Origin of the sequence: Anaeromyxobacter soli (assembly GCF_022808855.1) — a bacterium.
GTDB classification, from domain to species: Bacteria; Myxococcota; Myxococcia; order Myxococcales; family Anaeromyxobacteraceae; genus Anaeromyxobacter; species Anaeromyxobacter soli.
Window position 1 is genome coordinate 20,705 of record NZ_JAKZLF010000009.1, and the last position, 15,659, is coordinate 36,363.

Genomic DNA, 15,659 nt, shown 5'->3' on the forward strand with positions numbered 1-15,659 from the left:
CCCCGCCGCCTTGCCCTCCGACGACGCCCTCGACGCGCTGCACCAGGACCTCCGGCCCTTCTGCGAGGCGGAGGCCGCGCTCGTCCGCGACGTGGTGTCGAGCTCGCCCTGGCTCTCCGAGCCGGACGAGGCCGCGCTCCGCTACGCGCTCAACCTGGCCCGCACCACGCTCGTCCGCGCTCCCGACGGCGGGGACGTGGACCTCTCCGGCCTCCTCGCGCCGTTCCGCGAGGACGTCCGGGCGCTCGCGCTGCCCGCCCTGCTCGGCAAGGGCGGCATCGACCGCGCCGCGGTCGCCCGCGTCGTCCCCGGCCTCTCGCTGCACGCGCGCGCCTGGCGCGGCCGCGCCGCGGCGGCCTTCGCCGGGCGGCTGCCGCCCGAGGCCATCGACCGCGAGGTCTGCGAGAAGGCGCTCGTGCTCGTGGCGGGCGGCGGGGGCGGCGTCGCCTGGTCCTATCTCGGCGCCTTCGCCCTCCTCGAGCAGTACGGCCTCGTGCCGCGGCTCCTCGCCGGCACGAGCATGGGCGCGGTGCTCCTCCTCTTCCGCGCGCGCCGCCTGCGGTGGCACCCGACGGACGTGGACGAGGCGATGCGCTCGCTCTCGTTCCGCTCGATCTTCCGCTTCCTCCAGACCGGCTCGCGCTACGGCCTGCCCGCGGCGATGCGGCTCTACCTGCGCGCCGCCATCGGCGAGTTCCTGCGCGGCCCCGACGGCCACCCGCTCACGCTCGGCCAGCTCGCCGTCCCGCTCGTGGTCGCGGTCACCGGCATCCGCAACGGCGCCCTCCCGCGCGACCCGAGCTACTACGAGCACCTCCTCGACCTGCACGGCCGCGAGGCCCGCCCGCACGTCGTGAAGCGGATGATGGCGGAGGTCTTCGAGGCGGTCGGAGAGCTCATCGTGCAGCGCGACCGCTTCGCCCGCCTCTACCTCGGCGGCGACGACGGGACCCGCTCGTTCGACGCCATCGACGCGGTCGGCTTCTCCTCCGCGCTGCCGGGCGTCATCCACTACGACGTGCTGCGCGACGACGAGCGCATGCACCGGCTCCTCGCGGAGCTCTTCGAGCGCCACGACCTGTTCCGGCTGGTCGACGGCGGGCTCGTGGACAACCTCCCCGCGCGCGAGGCGTGGGCCACCGTGCAGCGCGGCGCCATCGGCGCGCGGAACGCGTTCGTGCTGGCGCTCGAGGGCTTCGGGCCGAAGCTCACCCAGCCGCTCTGGTTCGGCCTCGAGCAGCTCGCCGCCCAGAACGTCGCGCGCAACCGGCCCTTCGTGCACCACCACCGCTCGTTCGCGCAGGTGCTCTCGCCGGTGGAGGTCGTGCCCTCCGAGCGCGCGCTCCAGCGGGCCATCCAGGCGGGCAAGGCCGAGCTCCACCCGGACATGCCGTTCATCGCGCGCATGTGCCGGCCCTTCCCCCCGCTCGCCGTCTGAGGGCTGCCCCCGCCGCGCGCGCCCGCCCCGGCCCTTGAAACGCCCCCCGCCGTCGGGCATGTTCGACCCCCACCACCACAGAAAGCGGGAAGGCCGGCATGATCAAGGCGGACAAGATCTGGCTCGACGGAAAGCTCGTCGCCTTCGAGGACGCGAAGGTCCACGCCCTCACCCACGCCCTGCACTACGGCATGGGCGTCTTCGAGGGCATCCGCGCGTATCGCGGCGCGGACGGTCGCCCGGCCGTGTTCCGGCTGCACGAGCACGTGCAGCGGCTCTTCGACTCCGCGCACATCGTGCTGATGGAGATCCCCTACTCGGTCGAGCAGGTCGAGCAGGCCTGCATCGAGACGCTCAAGGCGAACAAGCTCGACGCCGGCTACCTCCGGCCGCTCGCGTTCTTCGGCGCGGGGGCCATGGGCGTCGGCGCGGTGAACCCGGTCCAGGTCATGGTCGCCGCCTGGCCCTGGGGCGCCTACCTCTCCGAGGAGGGCCTGAAGCGCGGCATCCGCGCCAAGGTCTCCTCCTTCACGCGCATGCACGTCAACGTGAACCTGGTCCGCGCCAAGATCTCGGGCCAGTACGTGAACTCGTTCCTCGCCACCCGCGAGGCGGCCCTGAGCGGCTTCGACGAGGCGATCCTGCTCGACACCGAGGGGTACGTGGCCGAGGGCGCGGGCGAGAACATCTTCATCGTGAAGAACGGCGTGCTGCAGACGCCGCCGCTCTCGTCGCCGGTCCTCGCCGGCATCACCCGCGACTCGATCCTCCGCATCGCGCGCGACCTCGGGATCCCGGTGCGCGAGGAGAAGTTCACTCGCGACACCATGTACCTCGCCGACGAGCTCTTCATGACCGGCACGGCCGCCGAGGTGACCCCGGTGCGCGAGGTGGACGGCCGCCGCATCGGCAGGGGCGAGCCGGGGCCGGTCGTGAAGAAGGTCCAGGAGACCTTCTTCCGGGCCGTGCGGGGCGAGGAGCCGCGCTACCGGGAGTGGCTCACGGCGTACTGACCCTCCGCCTCGAAGGGCGCCATCGTCGCGAGACGAGCCCGCTCCGACGCCGCCGCGCTCCCGCCGGCGGCGTCTCCCTTTCTGGGACCAGCGCGCCCGTGGGAGGCGCAGGCTGCCCCAAGAGGGTCATCACATCGGGACGCCCGGCTCCTCCACGTAACCAGTCGAATTATGAACGTTCTCTTTGCTCGGCCCGACGTGGTCCGGGCGGCCGTGCGAGCGCGCGGAACAAAACCGGCCGAGAGCCCGTTCCAACCGCCGAGGTCGATGTTGGGTTGACGATGGGCGAAGCCTTCGGCTAGATTGCGCGCGGCTTCCGGTCAGGATGACCTGAAAATCACCCCACAATACATGCACTTGAGGCTGGTCACCGGGCAAGGCTCCCGCGAAGACCGCCGGGGCTCGAGGAGCACGAAAAAATGCGGACCCGATACGTCGACATCGACGATCGCATGGAGGATCTCGGCGACCGGATGCAGAGCGCACCCGAGGTCGGCGCGGATTTCCTCCAGAAGTACGAGCTGTCGTGGCTGTACCACGAGAACGCGCTCGAGGGCGTCGTCTACACGCCCCAGGAGCTCGCGGCCGCGCTCGCCAACCAGCCGCTCGCGGACGCGACGTTCGTCACCGCCCTCTCGGCGCTGCGGAACCACAAGACCGCCCTCGACCTCGTCCGCGAGGAGGCGAAGGCCAAGCGACCCAAGCTCACCGTCGCGCTCGTGAAGCGGCTCTACGAGACGCTGTGCGGCGGGCCGGAGAAGACGCCGCCCGACTTCCGGAAGGACATGCCCCTTCACCGGGCGTACTTCCACGAGATCGCGCAGCCGGCCAAGATCCCGGCCGGTCTCGAGAAGGTCCTCGAGGCGACGGAGACGGCGGAGTTCCGTCACCTGCACCCGATCCAGCAGGTCGCGCGGCTGCAGCACGGCTTCATGCAGGTGTTCCCGTACACCGACCAGTCCGGCCGCATCGCCCGGCTGCTCGCGAACCTCCTGTTCCTGCACGCCGGCTACCCGCTCCTGCTCATCGTCCACTCCACCGATCGGCAGCGGTACTACGACTCGCTGCGCTTCGCGGAGACGGTGCTGCGGGACCTCACCGTGGAGGCGCTCGACAACGCGCTCGAGCAGGCCGAGAAGTTCTTCGCGGCGAACGTCCGGGCCAAGAAGGCTGCCCGCTAGCCGCTCCGGACCTCGTTCCGGCAGTTCTGCGCCCGGTCGGGGAGTCCCCCGACCGGGTGTATCGTTTCACTCTCGGGAGGAGCTCGGAGGAGATCGGCGCGGCGGGCCTGCCCTGGGACAGGCGCCCGCAGTGCGGCCAAGGGTGCGCATCGTTTGAGCTTTTCGTCCCGGTCGGGACGATCGGGGCGAGCATGGCGAGGCCACGCCCGCCTATTGTATAGATGCGCGCCCAATGTACCTCGGAGCCCACGAAGGCATCGCAGGCGGAGTGTCGACCGCTTTCTCCCGCGCCGAAGCGGACGGCGCGGCCTGCCTGCAGATCTTCACGCGCAACGCGCGTGGGTGGGCGGCGAAGCCGCTCGAGGACGACGACGTCGCCCGTTTCAAGGGCGAGGCCAGGCGGACGAAGCTCCCCACCGCCGCCCACTCCTCCTACCTCATCAACTGCGCGGCGCAGGACCCCGAGATCCGGAACAAGAGCTGGGAGGGCCTCGCCGACGAGCTCGGCCGCTGTGCCCAGCTCGGGATCCCCCACCTCATCTTCCACCCCGGCAGCCACGGCGTGGAGACCGAGGGGTTAAAGCTCGTCGCGGAGGCCATCGAGCGCGCGCTCGACGCGGTCCCGGGGAAGACGCGCCTGCTCGTCGAGACCACCGCCGGCCAGGGGACCAGCCTGGGCTGGCGGTTCGAGCACCTCGCCGCCATCCGCGCAGCGATCCCCGCCGCCCCGCGCAGGCGCGTCGGCGTCTGCGTGGACACCTGCCACCTCTTCGCGGCGGGCTACGACCTCACGACCGAGGCCGGCTACGCGCAGACGTTCGAGGAGCTCGACCGGGTGGTCGGCCTCGCGCACGTGCGAGCGTTCCACCTGAACGACTCGAAGAAGCCGCTCGGGTGCCGGGTCGATCGGCACGAGCACATCGGGGAGGGAGCGATGGGTCTCGCTCCGTTTCGCCTCCTCGTCAACGACGCCCGGTTCGCGGAGCTGCCCGGGTTCGTGGAGACCGAGTCTCGCTGGAAGGAGAACATCGAGGTCCTCCGCGGCCTCGTCCGTCGCCGATGAAGTCTCCCCATCCCATGCGCCAACCGAACGAAGAGCCGACTCGATCACGTGCGCGGCCGCCCGTGCGCTCCGCCAGGATGGCGCTCTACCCGCGCCACGTGGCGAGCACGAAGGCGAAGCTCGACCGCCTCATCGAGTACGCCCGCTCGCACAAGCGCGCGCTGATCCTCACGCACGACAACCCGGACCCCGACTCCATCGCGGCCGGCGTCGCGCTCGCCCACCTCCTCGACAAGCTCGCCGGGGTCGAGGCGATCGTCGCCTACGGCGGCATCGTCGGCCGCGCGGAGAACCGCGCCCTCGTCCGCGTGCTGAAGCTCCCGGTCGTGCCGGTCTCGCGCGTCGTGTTCGACGAGTACGACCTCATCTGCATGGTCGACACCCAGCCGGAGCAGGGAAACCACTCGCTGCCGGCGCGCCACTTCCCCGACGTCGTCATCGACCACCACCCGGAGCGGCCCGACTCGCACCTCGCCCCCATCGCCGACGTCGGCGGCCCGCTCGGCGCGACCTCCACCGTGCTCGCCGAGTACTTCCGCGCGAGCGGGCTCGAGATGCCGGCGCCCGTCGCGACGGCCCTCTTCTACGGGATCAAGGCGGACACGCGCGACCTCGGCCGGCAGACCACGGACATCGACGTCGACGCCTACCTCTGGCTCTTCCCGATGGTGGACAAGGAGGCGCTCGGCGAGATCGAGCACCCCCGGCTCCCCGAGGACTACTTCCGCCTCTACCACGTGGCGATCGAGAAGGCGCACGTCTACGAGGACGAGGTCGTGATCTGCGACCTCGGCGAGATCTACACGCCCGACATGGTCGCGGAGATCGCCGAGCGGTTCATGTACCTCGAGGGCATGCGCTGGTCGCTCGCCTTCGCGGAGTACGAGGACCAGCTCTACTTCTCGGTCCGGACGGGCGACCGGCGCATGAACGCGGGCCGGCTCATCCGCGAGGTCATCGAGGCGAAGGGCGGCTCGGCGGGCGGCCACGGGACCATGGCCGGCGCGCGGCTGCCGATGAAGGGCCTCTCCGGCGCGGCGAAGAAGCGCCTCCGCGAGGACGTCGTCCGGAGCTTCCTCGACGCTTTCGGGGTGAGCGCGCGGAAGGTCCGCAACCTGGTTTGATCTACCTCGACCACAACGCCATCACCCCCATGCGCCCCGAGGCGATCGCGGCGGTCCGCGCGGCGCTCGAGGTGTTCGGGAACCCGAGCTCGGTGCACGCCGCCGGCCGCGCCGCCCGCGACGTCCTCGACCGCGCCCGCGGCCAGGTGGCGGCCGCCCTCGGGGCGGCGCCCGCCGACCTCGTCTTCACGAGCGGCGCGACCGAGTCCGCCGCGCTCGCCATCCGCGGCGTGCTCGCCCGCGCGCCCGCCGGACGCCGCCGCCTCGTCGTCACCGCGGTCGAGCACCCCTGCGTGCTCTCGCTCGCCCGCGCGCTCGAGCGGACCGGCACGCCGCTCACGGTCGTGCCGGTGGACCGCCGCGGGCTCGTCGACCCGGAGCGGTTCCGCGCCGCGCTCGGCGCGGACGTGGCCCTCGCCTGCGCGATGCGCGCGAACAACGAGACCGGCGTCCTCCTCCCCGTCCCGGACCTCGCCCACGCGGCGCGCGAGGCGGGGGTGCTCTTCTTCTGCGACGCGGTCCAGGCGATCGGCAAGATCCCGCTCGACGTGCGGACGCTCGGCGCGGATCTCGTGGCGCTCACCGGCCAGAAGTTCGGCGGGCCGCGCGGAGCGGGCGCGCTGTGGGTGACCCCCGGCCTGCCGCTCGCGCCGCTCTCCGGCGGCGAGCAGGAGCGCGGCCTCCGCCCCGGGACGGAGAACCTCCCCGGCATCGCCGGGCTCGGCGCGGCCATCGAGGCCGCCTGCGCGGCGCGCGAGGAGGAGGCCGCCGGGATCGGAGCCCTCCGCGACCGCCTCGAGGCGGGGCTGCTCACCGCCGTGCCGCGCGCGCGCGTGAACGGGGCGGACGCGCCGCGGCTGCCGGGCACCGCCTCGGTGACGTTCCAGGGCTGCGACGCCGAGGCGCTCCTCATGGCGATGGACGTGGAGGGCCTGTGCGCGAGCGCCGGCTCGGCCTGTCACTCGGGCTCGACCACGCCGTCGGGCGTGCTCCTCGCGCTCGGGCTCTCGGAGGCGGAGGCGCGGAGCACGATCCGCTTCTCGCTGGGCTGGACCACCACCGCCGCGGACGTGGACGCCGCGCTGCGCACGGTCCCGCCGCTCGTCGAGCGCGTCCGCGCGGCGATCCCGGCGGCCTGACGCGTTCCCGCTGGGTTGCCTGCGGCGACGCGGCCGCGCCGCGCGGTCCAGCGACGCCGTGAGGATTCCCGGGGCGTCGCGTCAGGCGCCGAACAACCCCCGCACCACCGCCGCGATGGCGAGGTCCGTCCCGATCGCCTTGTCGTAGCGTAGCGCGAGCTCGCCGGCGACCTCGGCCGCGCTCCGCCAGCGCTCGGCGGGATCCGGGGCGAGGCAGCGCAGCACGAGGGCGTCGAGCTCGAAGGGCAGCTCCGGCCGCACCTCCGACGGCGCGCGCAGCCGGCCCGCGAGGATCCGCTGGCCGACCTCGTTCACGTCCCGCCCCGGGAACGCCCGCTCGTTCGTGAGCAGCTCGAAGATCACCGCGCCGAGCGCGAACACGTCGGTCCGCGGCGCGGGCGCCCCGCCGCGGATGAGCTCCGGGGCGAGGTAGTGCACCTTCCCCATCGCGCCGGACGTGCGTCCGCTCGCCCCGGCGGCGCGCGCGACGCCGAAGTCCCCGAGCTTCACCGCGCCGAGGCGCGAGACGAACACGTTCGACGGGGAGACGTCGCAGTGGATGACCCCCAGCGGAGCGCCCTGCTCGTCGAGGCCCTCGTGCGCGTGGGCGAGCGCGCCGGCGACCACGTGCCCCACGTAGCAGCCGAAGTCGACGGGGAGGAGGATCCGCCGCGCCGCGCAGCGGCCGAGCACGTCGCGGAGGTTTCGCCCGTCCACGTACTCCATGGCGATGAACGGCGAGCCGCCGGCGACGCCGGTCTCGAGGACCTCCACGATGGCGGGGTGGCGGAGCCGGCGCGTGACCGCGGCCTCCTCGGCGAGGAGCGCGACCTGCTCCGGATCGCGCGCCAGCTCGGGGAGGAGCCGCTTCAGCGCCACCGTGCGTCCGGCGTGCGGGCCTCGCAGGGCGATCGCGCGGAAGACCTCGGCCATGCCGCCCCGGCCGACGAGCGCCTCGAGCGTGTAGCCCGCGATCTCCGGCAGGCCGCTCACGCGCGGCCTCCGCCGGCGAGCGGCGCCGCGCCGGGGGTGGCGCTACCGAGCGTACGAAGGGGTGCCCGCACGGGGGGATTCTACCCGTGGAGGCTGACGTCACCGCTTGACAGTGCCGCCGCGGCCGCCTACGATCTGATTTGTAAAAACGCTGCGTGTTCCGCGGTGTTAGCTCTTTTTTCTTGATCTAGATCTGCCCCTGCCGAGCTCGTGCTTGGGCCCCGCGTCGTTTGGGCCGACTTTGTGCCAAAGCGGAGCGCCCGCCCTCGTCCATGAGCAAGCTCCCAAGCAGCGAGGGAGAAGCCTACGGACGCTGGTGCACCGGGTGCCCCACCTGTGAAATACAGGTCCAAGCAACCGGGCCACACGGCTCTACGCGGGGGCTCTTTTTTTGCCCGCGGAGGCGGCGCTGAGCGGGACGCGCGAGATCGAGGCGAGCGAGGAGAAGCGCGCCCTCCGCGCGGCTCTCGTCGCCGCCCGCCGCGCCCTCCCCGCCGCCGAGCGCCTCGAGAAGTCCCGAGCCATCGCAGCGCGCCTCGACGAGGTCCCCGTCTTCCGCTCGGCGCGCACGCTCGCCGTGTACTCCGCGCTGGGCGGCGAGGTCGACACGGCCGTCATCGCCGCCCGCGCGCTCGCCCGCGGCGCCTTGCTCGTCTTCCCTCGCGTCGTGCCCGGCGACCGCCGCCTCGCCTTCGGGCGCTGCGCTCCGGACGCGCTCGCGTGCGGGCCCCTCGGCGCGCTGGAGCCGCCCGCGGACGCGCCGGAGGTCCCGCGCGACGCGGTGGACGCGGTCCTGCTGCCCGGGGTCGCGTTCTCGGCGGACGGTCACCGGCTCGGCCGAGGCGGCGGCTACTACGACGCCACCCTCGAGGCGATGCCGCGCGCGGCGCGCATCGGCCTCGGCTTCGAGCTCCAGGTCGTGCCCGCGCTGCCGTTCGAGGCGCACGACGCGCGCCTCGACGCGCTCGTCACCGAGGCGCGCACGCTCCTGTTCCGCCGAGAATCCCGTTGACGCGGGCCCCTCCCGCTTGCGACACCTCGAAGACCTTGAAGGTCCTCTTCCTCGGAGACGTCTTCGGAAAGCCCGGCCGCCAGGCCGTGCAGCGGCTCGTCCCACGCCTCATCGCGCGGGAGGGGATCGACCTCGTCATCGCGAACGCGGAGAACTCGGCGTCGGGCATCGGGGTCACGCCCGACACCGCCGAGGAGCTCCTCGCCGCCGAGGTGGATCTCCTCACGAGCGGCAATCACATCTGGTCCAAGCGCGAGATCGTGCCGTACCTCGAGCGCCCGGACGCCCGCCTGCTCCGCCCCGCGAACTACCCGCCGGGCACGCCGGGCCGGGGCCGCGGCGTCGCGCGCACGCCCGACGGCCGCCGGCTGGGCGTCGTGAACCTCGAGGGCCGCGTGTTCATGCGGTCGCTCGAGGATCCGTTCCGGGTCGCCGAGGAGCAGATCGCCGCGCTGCGGGCCGAGGGCGTGAAGGCGATCCTCGTCGACATGCACTGCGAGGCAACGAGCGAGAAGAACGCGATGGGCCACTTCCTCGACGGCAGGGTGTCGGCGGTGCTCGGCACGCACACGCACGTGCAGACCGCCGACGCGCGCGTCCTCGCCGGCGGCACCGCCTTCGTCACGGACGTCGGCATGTGCGGGCCGTGGGACTCGGTCATCGGCGTGAAGAAGGAGCTCGTGGTCGAGCGCTTCCTCACGGCGCGCCCCGTGCCGTTCGAGCCCGCGAAGCGCGAGGTTTGGCTCCAGGGCGCCATCGTGGACATCGACGAAGAGACCGGCCGCGCGCGCGCGATCGCGCGCGTGCAGGAGAGGCTCGAGGAGACCTAGGCGATGGACCCGAAAGCGAAGCTCAGGAGCGCGACGCCGGACGAGCAGTTCCAGGAGGTCACCCGGGCGTCGGTGGACCTGCACCTCGAGAAGGACCTCCGCGCGCGGCTCCAGAAGGCCTACGACACCGGCGTGCCGCTGCGGGTGAAGGCGGGGTTCGACCCGACCGCGCCCGACCTGCACCTCGGCCACACGGTGCTCCTCTCCCGGATGCGCCGCTTCCAGCAGTTCGGCCACACGGTCATCTTCCTCATCGGCGACTTCACCGGGCTCATCGGCGATCCGACCGGCCGCAACAGCACGCGGCCGCCGCTCACGCCCGAGCAGCTCGCGGAGAACGCCGAGACCTACAAGAAGCAGGTCTTCCGGATCCTCGATCCCGCCGTGACCGAGGTCCGCTACAACTCCGAGTGGCTCGGCAAGATGGGCTTCGCCGACGTCATCCGCCTCGCGTCGCGCTACACCGTCGCGCGCATGCTCGAGCGCGACGACTTCAAGAAGCGCTACACGGGCAACGTCCCCATCAGCGTGCACGAGTTCCTCTACCCCCTCGCGCAGGCGTACGACTCGGTCGCGCTCGCGGCGGACGTCGAGCTCGGCTCGTCCGACCAGCTCTTCAACCTGCTCGTCGGCCGCGCCATCATGCCGGACTACAAGCTCGCGCCGCAGGTGGTGCTCACCGGCCCGATCCTCGAGGGGCTCGACGCGAAGCTCGACGCGGACTCCGGCCGCATCGTCGGCAGCAAGATGTCCAAGTCGCTCGGCAACTACGTGGGAGTGGCCGAAGCGCCGGAGGAGCAGTTCGGCAAGCTCATGAGCGTCACCGACGACCTCATGTGGCGCTACTACGAGCTCCTCTCCGACCGCTCGAGCAACGAGATCGCGGATCTCCGGGCCGGGCACCCGAAGGACGCCAAGATCGCGCTCGCGAAGGAGATCGTCACCCGCTTCCACGACGCGGACGCGGCGCGGCGGGCGGAGGCGCACTTCGCGCAGGTGCACGCGCGGCGCGAGGTGCCGGACGAGGTCGAGGAGCGAGCGGTGGCGCTCGACGGCCAGCCGAGCCTCCCGCTCGCGCGACTGCTCGCGGACGCGAAGGTGGTCGCCTCCGGGAGCGAGGCGCGCCGGCTCATCGCCCAGGGCGGCGTGTCGGTGAACGGCGAGCGCGTGTCGGACGACAAGGCCACGCTCGGCGCGGGCGAGTGGCTCGTGAAGGTGGGCAAGCGCCGCTTCGTCCGGCTGAAGCTCGCCTAGACGACAGTTCGTGATTCGCGATCACCTTCGGTGACCGAACTCAACGCGCGCGGGCCTTCGTCTTCTTCGCGCGGGACTTCGCGGCGGGCGCAGCGGGTCGCTTCGGGCGCGGCTTGGGGCTCGCCTTCTGGCGCGGCTTTCCGGACGGCTTCGGCTTCGCGGCGGCGCGCGGGGGCGGGGGCCGGGGCGGTGTAGCGGCCGGGGCCGCGGTCGCGGACGCGCTCGGGGTCGCTGTCGAGGTCGGGGCCGCGGTCGGGGTCGCGGCCGGGGCCGAAGTCGCGGCCGGGGTCGCGGTCTCGACGGTCCTCGCTCCGCCGGAGCGCCGTAGGCCCTTGCCGAGCACGTAGACCTCGTAGCTCGACTCGCGCACCGCCTCGGGGCGGATGACGTGAACCTCGTCGAACCGCGCCTGCAGCTCCTTCTTGAGCGCGGGGAACTCGCCGCCCATGAAGACCTTCGCGACGAACGCGCCGCCGGGCGCGAGCGTCCGCTCCGCGACGGAGAGCGCCATCCGCACGAGCTCGAGCGACCGGGCCTCGTCGGTGATCTTCACGCCGATGGTCTTCGGCGCCATGTCGCTCGTGACGAGCTGGAACGGGCCGGCGTGGAGGGAGCGGATCGCGTCGAGCGCGCCGGGCGAGAGCAGGTCCACGATGGCGGTCTTCACCCAGACCTTGCCGAGGCGGCGGATGGGCTCGAGATCCACGCCCACCGCGACGCCGGTCTCGCCCACCTCGTCGGCCAGGATCTGGAGGAACCCGCCGGGCGCCGCGCCGAGGTCGAGGACCGCCTGGCCCTTCCTCAGGAGGCGGTGGCGCCGGAGGATCTCGTCGATCTTGAAGGCGGAGCGCGCGCGCAGCCCTTCCTTCTTCGCCTTGCGGTAGTAAAAATCCTTCGGATCGTAGGGCTTGGCCATGTGCTCGATTTGCCGCCCCGGGGCGGCGGCGGGTATCCTGCGCGCTCTCGCAGAGCAGTCAAGCCGACATGTCCCGGACCAAGACCGCCCTGCTCTGCGCCGTCGCCCTCACCGGGCTCGCCGCCACCGTCCGCTCCTCCCTCCGCGTGCGGGGCCTCGAGACGGAGCTCCAGTCCGCGCGCGTCGCCGGGCAGGCAGAGGGCGCCTCCTTCGTCGAGACGCTGCGGGGGGAGCACGCCGAGCGCCAGCGGCTCGCCTTCGACCGCCGCCGCGACCTCGCCCTGGCGCTCGCCGCGGCCCGCCGCGACCGCCTCCTCGGAGCCCTCGCGATCGCAGGCGCCGCGCTCGTCCTGGGCGCCGGGCGCGTGCTCTCGGGGCTCGCCGCGGAGGTCGAGGAGGACCGCCGGCACGTCCGGGCGAACGCGGAACGGGGACCGAATCGGTCCTGACCGATGGCAAATGTCGATTGGAAAGGTCTGGATTTTCCCCAGGAAATTCGCGGGCCCACGCTTGACTCGACGAAGGCGCGCGGGCATAAAGCCTCTGCAACCCACCGCCCTGCCAACGGCGAAACGAGAGGATCGAAGAGATGGCCCTGAAGATCACGGAAGAGTGCATCAACTGCGGCGCGTGCGAGCCCGAGTGCCCGAACACCGCCATCACGCAGGGCGATGACCTCTACATCATCGAGGCTGCGAAGTGCACGGAGTGCAAGGGCCAGAACGACGCCCCGGCGTGTGCCGCGGTCTGCCCGGTCGACTGCTGCGTCGCCGCGTAAGCGGACCTAGACGGCGGTGACCCCGCGCCGGCCCGTCCCCAGGGGACGCGCCGGCGCTTCGCTTTTGGCTGGACGGCCCGGGCGGGGCGCCAGGACCCTCGGGACGCTTGGAGTATCCTGGCGCGCGCCGGGCGGCGAGCTTCCCGGCGAATCGCGGCCCGCGCGCCGCACCAGGAGCAGAGCATGGCGACGAAGATCACGGACGAGTGCATCAACTGCGGCGCGTGCGAGCCCGAGTGCCCGAACGGCGCGATCACCCAGGGCGACGACATCTACGTCATCGATCCGAGCCTCTGCACCGAGTGCGTCGGCTTCCACGGTGAGGAGGCCTGCGCGGCGGTCTGCCCGGTGGACTGCTGCATCCCGGACGAGGAGAAGGCCGAGACCGAGGAGCAGCTCTACGCGCGCCTCGCGACGGTCCACCCGGACAAGCAGTTCCCGCCGCTCGCCGAGCTCACCTCGGCGCTGTCGCGCTTCCGCAAGTAGCCCGGCCTGGTCGGCCCGGAGTCCCGCACGCCCTGCTCGCCTCGCTGCGTGCGGGGCGTCGTCGTCCCGGGGGAATCCCCGAGGAGGCCCGATGGAGACGCTCACCGGTGGTCGGCTCGTCGCCCGCATGCTGCGCAAGGAGGGCGTCTCGACCGCCTTCACGCTCTCGGGCCTGCACGTCGCGCCCATCTACGCGGGCTGCGTGGACGAGGGCATCCGGCTCGTGGACACCCGCCACGAGCAGGCCGCCGCGCACGCCGCCGACGCCTGGGCGCGGCTCACGCGCGGCGTGGGCGTGGCCATCGTCACCGCCGGCCCGGGCGTCACCGACGCGGTCACCGGCGTCGCGAACGCCTGGGCGGCGAACGTGCCGCTCGTGCTCCTCGGCGGCGCCGCGCCGACGTTCAACCAGGGGCGCGGCTCGCTGCAGGAGATGCCGCAGGTCCAGCTCTTCGCCGGCATCACCAAGTGGGCGGACCGCGTCCCCTCCGCGGACCTCGTGCCGAGCTTCCTCGCGAAGGCGTTCCGCGTGGCGCGCGCCGGCCGGCCGGGCCCGGTGTTCCTGGAGCTCCCCTGGGACGTGCTCTCGAACGGCGCCGACGAGGCGCTCGCCGAGGCGCAGACCCTGTACCGTACCGACGCGCGCATGCCCGGCGATCCGCGGAAGCTCGACGCCGCGCTGGCGCTCCTCGCCCGCGCCGAGCGGCCGGTGCTGCTCGGCGGGTCGTCGGTCTGGTGGGACGACGGCGTGGACGCGCTCGCGCGGCTCGCCACGCGGAGCGGGATCCCGGTCTACCTGAACGGCATGGGCCGCGGCTGCCTCCCGCCGGACCACCCGTCGGCGTTCCAGCTCTCTCGCAAGGAGGCGCTCGCGCAGGCGGACGTGGTCGTCGTGGTGGGCACGCCGCTCGACTTCCGCCTCGGCTACGGCACCGAGCCCACCTTCGCGCCCGGCGCGCGCGTCGTGCAGGTGGACGTCGAGGGCGGGGAGATCGGCCGGAACCGGCCGGTGGAGGTGGGGATCGTCGGCGACGCGCGGAGCGTGCTCGAGGCGCTCGAGGCGGGCGTGAAGCTCACGCCGGCGGCGGCGGAGTGGCGGGCGTTCCTGCGCGAGAAGGAGACGGCCCGCGCGGAGAAGCAGCGCGCGTTCGAGGAGAGCGACCAGCGGCCCATCCATCATTTCCGCCTGGCGAAGGCGCTCGACCGGGTGGCCTCGCGCGCGGGCGACGTGACGTTCGTGGGCGACGGGGGGAACGTGGTGGCGGTCGCGGCCAAGGTGCTGAAGGTTCGCAAGCCCGGGCGCTGGCTCGACCCGGGCCCGCTCGGCTGCCTCGGCGTCGGCGCGCCGTTCGCGATCGCCGCGAAGCTGCTCGCGCCCGAGCGGCCGGTGTGCGTCGTCCAGGGCGACGGCGCGTTCGGCCTGAACGGCTTCGACTTCGAGACCGCGGTGAGGTTCGGGCTGCCGATGGTGGTGGTCGTCGGGAACGACGCCGCCTGGGGGCAGATCCTCGTCCCGCAGCGCGGCCTCTATGGCGACGACCACGCGGTCGCGACGAAGCTCGCGCCCACCCGATACGATCGAGTCGTCGAGGCGTTCGGCGGCAAGGGCGAGCACGTCGAGGACCCGGCCGACCTCGAGCCCGCCCTCGAGCGCGCGTTCGCGTCGGGGACGGTCTACTGCGTGGACGTGGCGATCGACCCGGAGGCGGCGGCGGCGAGCGGGGCGGCGGGGTACGCGATCTGAGCGACCGATCAGGATCGCGAAAAGGCGGGGCGGGGGCGCAGCCCCCGTTCGAACTGGAGGTGACGCGATGGGACGCAAGGTGAAGCTGGATCGCACCACGGCGGCGGTGCTGGTGGTGGACGTGCAGGAGCGGCTCACGCCGGCGATGCCGGAGGAGACGCTCGAGCGGCTCGTGAAGTACGCGCGCGCCACGATCGGCGCCGCGAAGGAGCTCGGGCTGCCGATCCTCGCGACCGAGCAGTATCCGAAGGGGCTCGGCCGGACGATCCCGGAGCTCCGCGAGCTCCTCCCTTCCCCGCCCCTCGAGAAGACCCGCTTCTCCTGCGGCGCCGACCCCGGCTTCGCCGCGGCGCTCGAGCAGACCGGGCGGCGGCAGGTCATCGTCGTCGGGATGGAGACGCACGTCTGCGTGTTCCAGACGACGCGCGATCTCGTGGCGATGGGCTACGAGGTCCACGTCTGCGCGGACGCGGTGTCGAGCCGGACCGAGGAGCACCGCCGCGTGGGCCTCGAGCTCTGCCGCGAGGTCGGCGCGATCGTGACCACCGCGGAGACCGCTATCTTCGACCTCCTGCACGAGGCCGCGACCCCCGAGTTCCGGAAGGTGGCGCCGCTCGTGAAGTAGCGGCGGCGGACGACCTGCCCGCTCGCGCCGAGCCTGTCGGCGGGCGAGCGGGAGGAAGTCGGC

Annotated in this window: 15 protein-coding genes, 1 other RNA gene and 1 pseudogene; 15 read left to right on the top strand and 2 right to left on the bottom strand. The window is 72.8% G+C overall.

Annotated features, from left to right (window positions below; genetic code table 11):
• Positions 1-10 precede the first annotated feature (10 nt).
• From MLV88_RS08660 to MLV88_RS08685, 6 genes are all read left to right on the top strand, one after another.
• The gene (locus MLV88_RS08660) at positions 11-1,438 is read left to right on the top strand and encodes a patatin-like phospholipase family protein (protein ID WP_242355200.1); all 1,428 of its coding nucleotides are present in this window, start codon (positions 11-13) and stop codon (positions 1,436-1,438) included.
• Between the two features lie 98 nt (positions 1,439-1,536).
• A complete protein-coding gene (locus MLV88_RS08665; RefSeq protein ID WP_242337996.1) occupies positions 1,537-2,451 on the top strand; it encodes a branched-chain amino acid transaminase in 915 nt (304 codons plus the stop codon).
• 419 nt (positions 2,452-2,870) lie between these two features.
• Positions 2,871-3,632: a Fic family protein gene (locus tag MLV88_RS08670; RefSeq protein ID WP_242337994.1), complete on the top strand. Its 762-nt coding sequence runs from the start codon at positions 2,871-2,873 to the stop codon at positions 3,630-3,632.
• 232 nt (positions 3,633-3,864) lie between these two features.
• Positions 3,865-4,695 (top strand): deoxyribonuclease IV, encoded by an 831-nt coding sequence (locus tag MLV88_RS08675; RefSeq protein WP_242371308.1) that lies wholly within the window; start codon positions 3,865-3,867, stop codon positions 4,693-4,695.
• Positions 4,692-5,819, top strand: a complete 1,128-nt coding sequence (locus tag MLV88_RS08680) for a DHH family phosphoesterase (RefSeq protein WP_242355204.1) — start codon at positions 4,692-4,694, stop codon at positions 5,817-5,819. Before MLV88_RS08675 ends, MLV88_RS08680 begins: the two co-directional genes overlap by 4 nt.
• Positions 5,816-6,958 carry a cysteine desulfurase family protein gene (locus tag MLV88_RS08685; RefSeq protein ID WP_242355206.1) on the top strand — a complete coding sequence of 381 codons (1,143 nt, stop codon included), beginning with the start codon at positions 5,816-5,818 and terminating at the stop codon, positions 6,956-6,958. The genes MLV88_RS08680 and MLV88_RS08685 overlap by 4 nt, the downstream gene beginning before the upstream one ends.
• Positions 6,959-7,039: 81 nt before the next feature.
• Here the strand turns inward: MLV88_RS08685 and MLV88_RS08690 are convergent, their stop codons facing one another.
• Positions 7,040-7,951: a serine/threonine-protein kinase gene (locus MLV88_RS08690; RefSeq protein ID WP_242355208.1), complete on the bottom strand. Its 912-nt coding sequence runs from the start codon at positions 7,949-7,951 to the stop codon at positions 7,040-7,042.
• Between the two features lie 193 nt (positions 7,952-8,144).
• Between MLV88_RS08690 and ssrS the strand changes: the two genes are divergently transcribed.
• From ssrS to tyrS, 4 genes are all read left to right on the top strand, one after another.
• Positions 8,145-8,338: non-coding RNA, 6S RNA (gene ssrS, locus MLV88_RS08695), on the top strand.
• Between the two features lie 4 nt (positions 8,339-8,342).
• The gene (locus MLV88_RS08700; protein WP_242355210.1) at positions 8,343-8,963 is read left to right on the top strand and encodes a 5-formyltetrahydrofolate cyclo-ligase; all 621 of its coding nucleotides are present in this window, start codon (positions 8,343-8,345) and stop codon (positions 8,961-8,963) included.
• A 35-nt stretch (positions 8,964-8,998) separates the two neighbouring features.
• A complete protein-coding gene (locus tag MLV88_RS08705) occupies positions 8,999-9,793 on the top strand; it encodes a TIGR00282 family metallophosphoesterase (RefSeq protein ID WP_242338020.1) in 795 nt (264 codons plus the stop codon).
• Between the two features lie 3 nt (positions 9,794-9,796).
• Entirely contained in the window at positions 9,797-11,047 is a 1,251-nt protein-coding gene (gene tyrS, locus MLV88_RS08710; protein WP_242360303.1) for a tyrosine--tRNA ligase, read from the top strand.
• A 319-nt stretch (positions 11,048-11,366) separates the two neighbouring features.
• Here the strand turns inward: tyrS and MLV88_RS08715 are convergent.
• Positions 11,367-11,963: pseudogene (locus MLV88_RS08715) on the bottom strand (SAM-dependent methyltransferase); the annotation flags it as partial.
• A gap of 68 nt (positions 11,964-12,031) precedes the next feature.
• Between MLV88_RS08715 and MLV88_RS08720 the strand changes: the two are divergent.
• The 5 genes from MLV88_RS08720 to MLV88_RS08740 all read left to right on the top strand — a co-directional run bounded on the left by MLV88_RS08720 (position 12,032) and on the right by MLV88_RS08740 (position 15,596).
• Complete coding sequence (locus MLV88_RS08720) at positions 12,032-12,412, top strand: hypothetical protein (RefSeq protein WP_242355216.1); 381 nt, start codon at positions 12,032-12,034, stop codon at positions 12,410-12,412.
• Positions 12,413-12,552: 140 nt separating this feature from the next.
• On the top strand, positions 12,553-12,741 hold the full coding sequence (locus MLV88_RS08725) for a YfhL family 4Fe-4S dicluster ferredoxin (RefSeq protein ID WP_242337976.1): 189 nt from the start codon (positions 12,553-12,555) through the stop codon (positions 12,739-12,741).
• A 150-nt stretch (positions 12,742-12,891) separates the two neighbouring features.
• The gene (locus MLV88_RS08730; RefSeq protein WP_308197060.1) at positions 12,892-13,227 is read left to right on the top strand and encodes a YfhL family 4Fe-4S dicluster ferredoxin; all 336 of its coding nucleotides are present in this window, start codon (positions 12,892-12,894) and stop codon (positions 13,225-13,227) included.
• Between the two features lie 91 nt (positions 13,228-13,318).
• Positions 13,319-14,971, top strand: coding sequence for a thiamine pyrophosphate-binding protein (locus MLV88_RS08735; RefSeq protein WP_242355218.1), 1,653 nt, complete (start codon positions 13,319-13,321; stop codon positions 14,969-14,971).
• Positions 14,972-15,038: 67 nt separating this feature from the next.
• Positions 15,039-15,596, top strand: a complete 558-nt coding sequence (locus tag MLV88_RS08740) for a hydrolase (protein ID WP_242337971.1) — start codon at positions 15,039-15,041, stop codon at positions 15,594-15,596.
• The last annotated feature ends 63 nt before the right edge of the window (positions 15,597-15,659 follow it).

Coding starts and splice junctions, on each gene's coding strand:
- MLV88_RS08665 (WP_242337996.1), top strand. CDS start 1,537: ATGATCAAGGCGGACAAGATCTGGCTCGACGGAAAGCTCGTCGCCTTC.
- MLV88_RS08670 (WP_242337994.1), top strand. CDS start 2,871: ATGCGGACCCGATACGTCGACATCGACGATCGCATGGAGGATCTCGGC.
- MLV88_RS08675 (WP_242371308.1), top strand. CDS start 3,865: ATGTACCTCGGAGCCCACGAAGGCATCGCAGGCGGAGTGTCGACCGCT.
- MLV88_RS08680 (WP_242355204.1), top strand. CDS start 4,692: ATGAAGTCTCCCCATCCCATGCGCCAACCGAACGAAGAGCCGACTCGA.
- tyrS (WP_242360303.1), top strand. CDS start 9,797: ATGGACCCGAAAGCGAAGCTCAGGAGCGCGACGCCGGACGAGCAGTTC.
- MLV88_RS08720 (WP_242355216.1), top strand. CDS start 12,032: ATGTCCCGGACCAAGACCGCCCTGCTCTGCGCCGTCGCCCTCACCGGG.
- MLV88_RS08725 (WP_242337976.1), top strand. CDS start 12,553: ATGGCCCTGAAGATCACGGAAGAGTGCATCAACTGCGGCGCGTGCGAG.
- MLV88_RS08735 (WP_242355218.1), top strand. CDS start 13,319: ATGGAGACGCTCACCGGTGGTCGGCTCGTCGCCCGCATGCTGCGCAAG.
- MLV88_RS08740 (WP_242337971.1), top strand. CDS start 15,039: ATGGGACGCAAGGTGAAGCTGGATCGCACCACGGCGGCGGTGCTGGTG.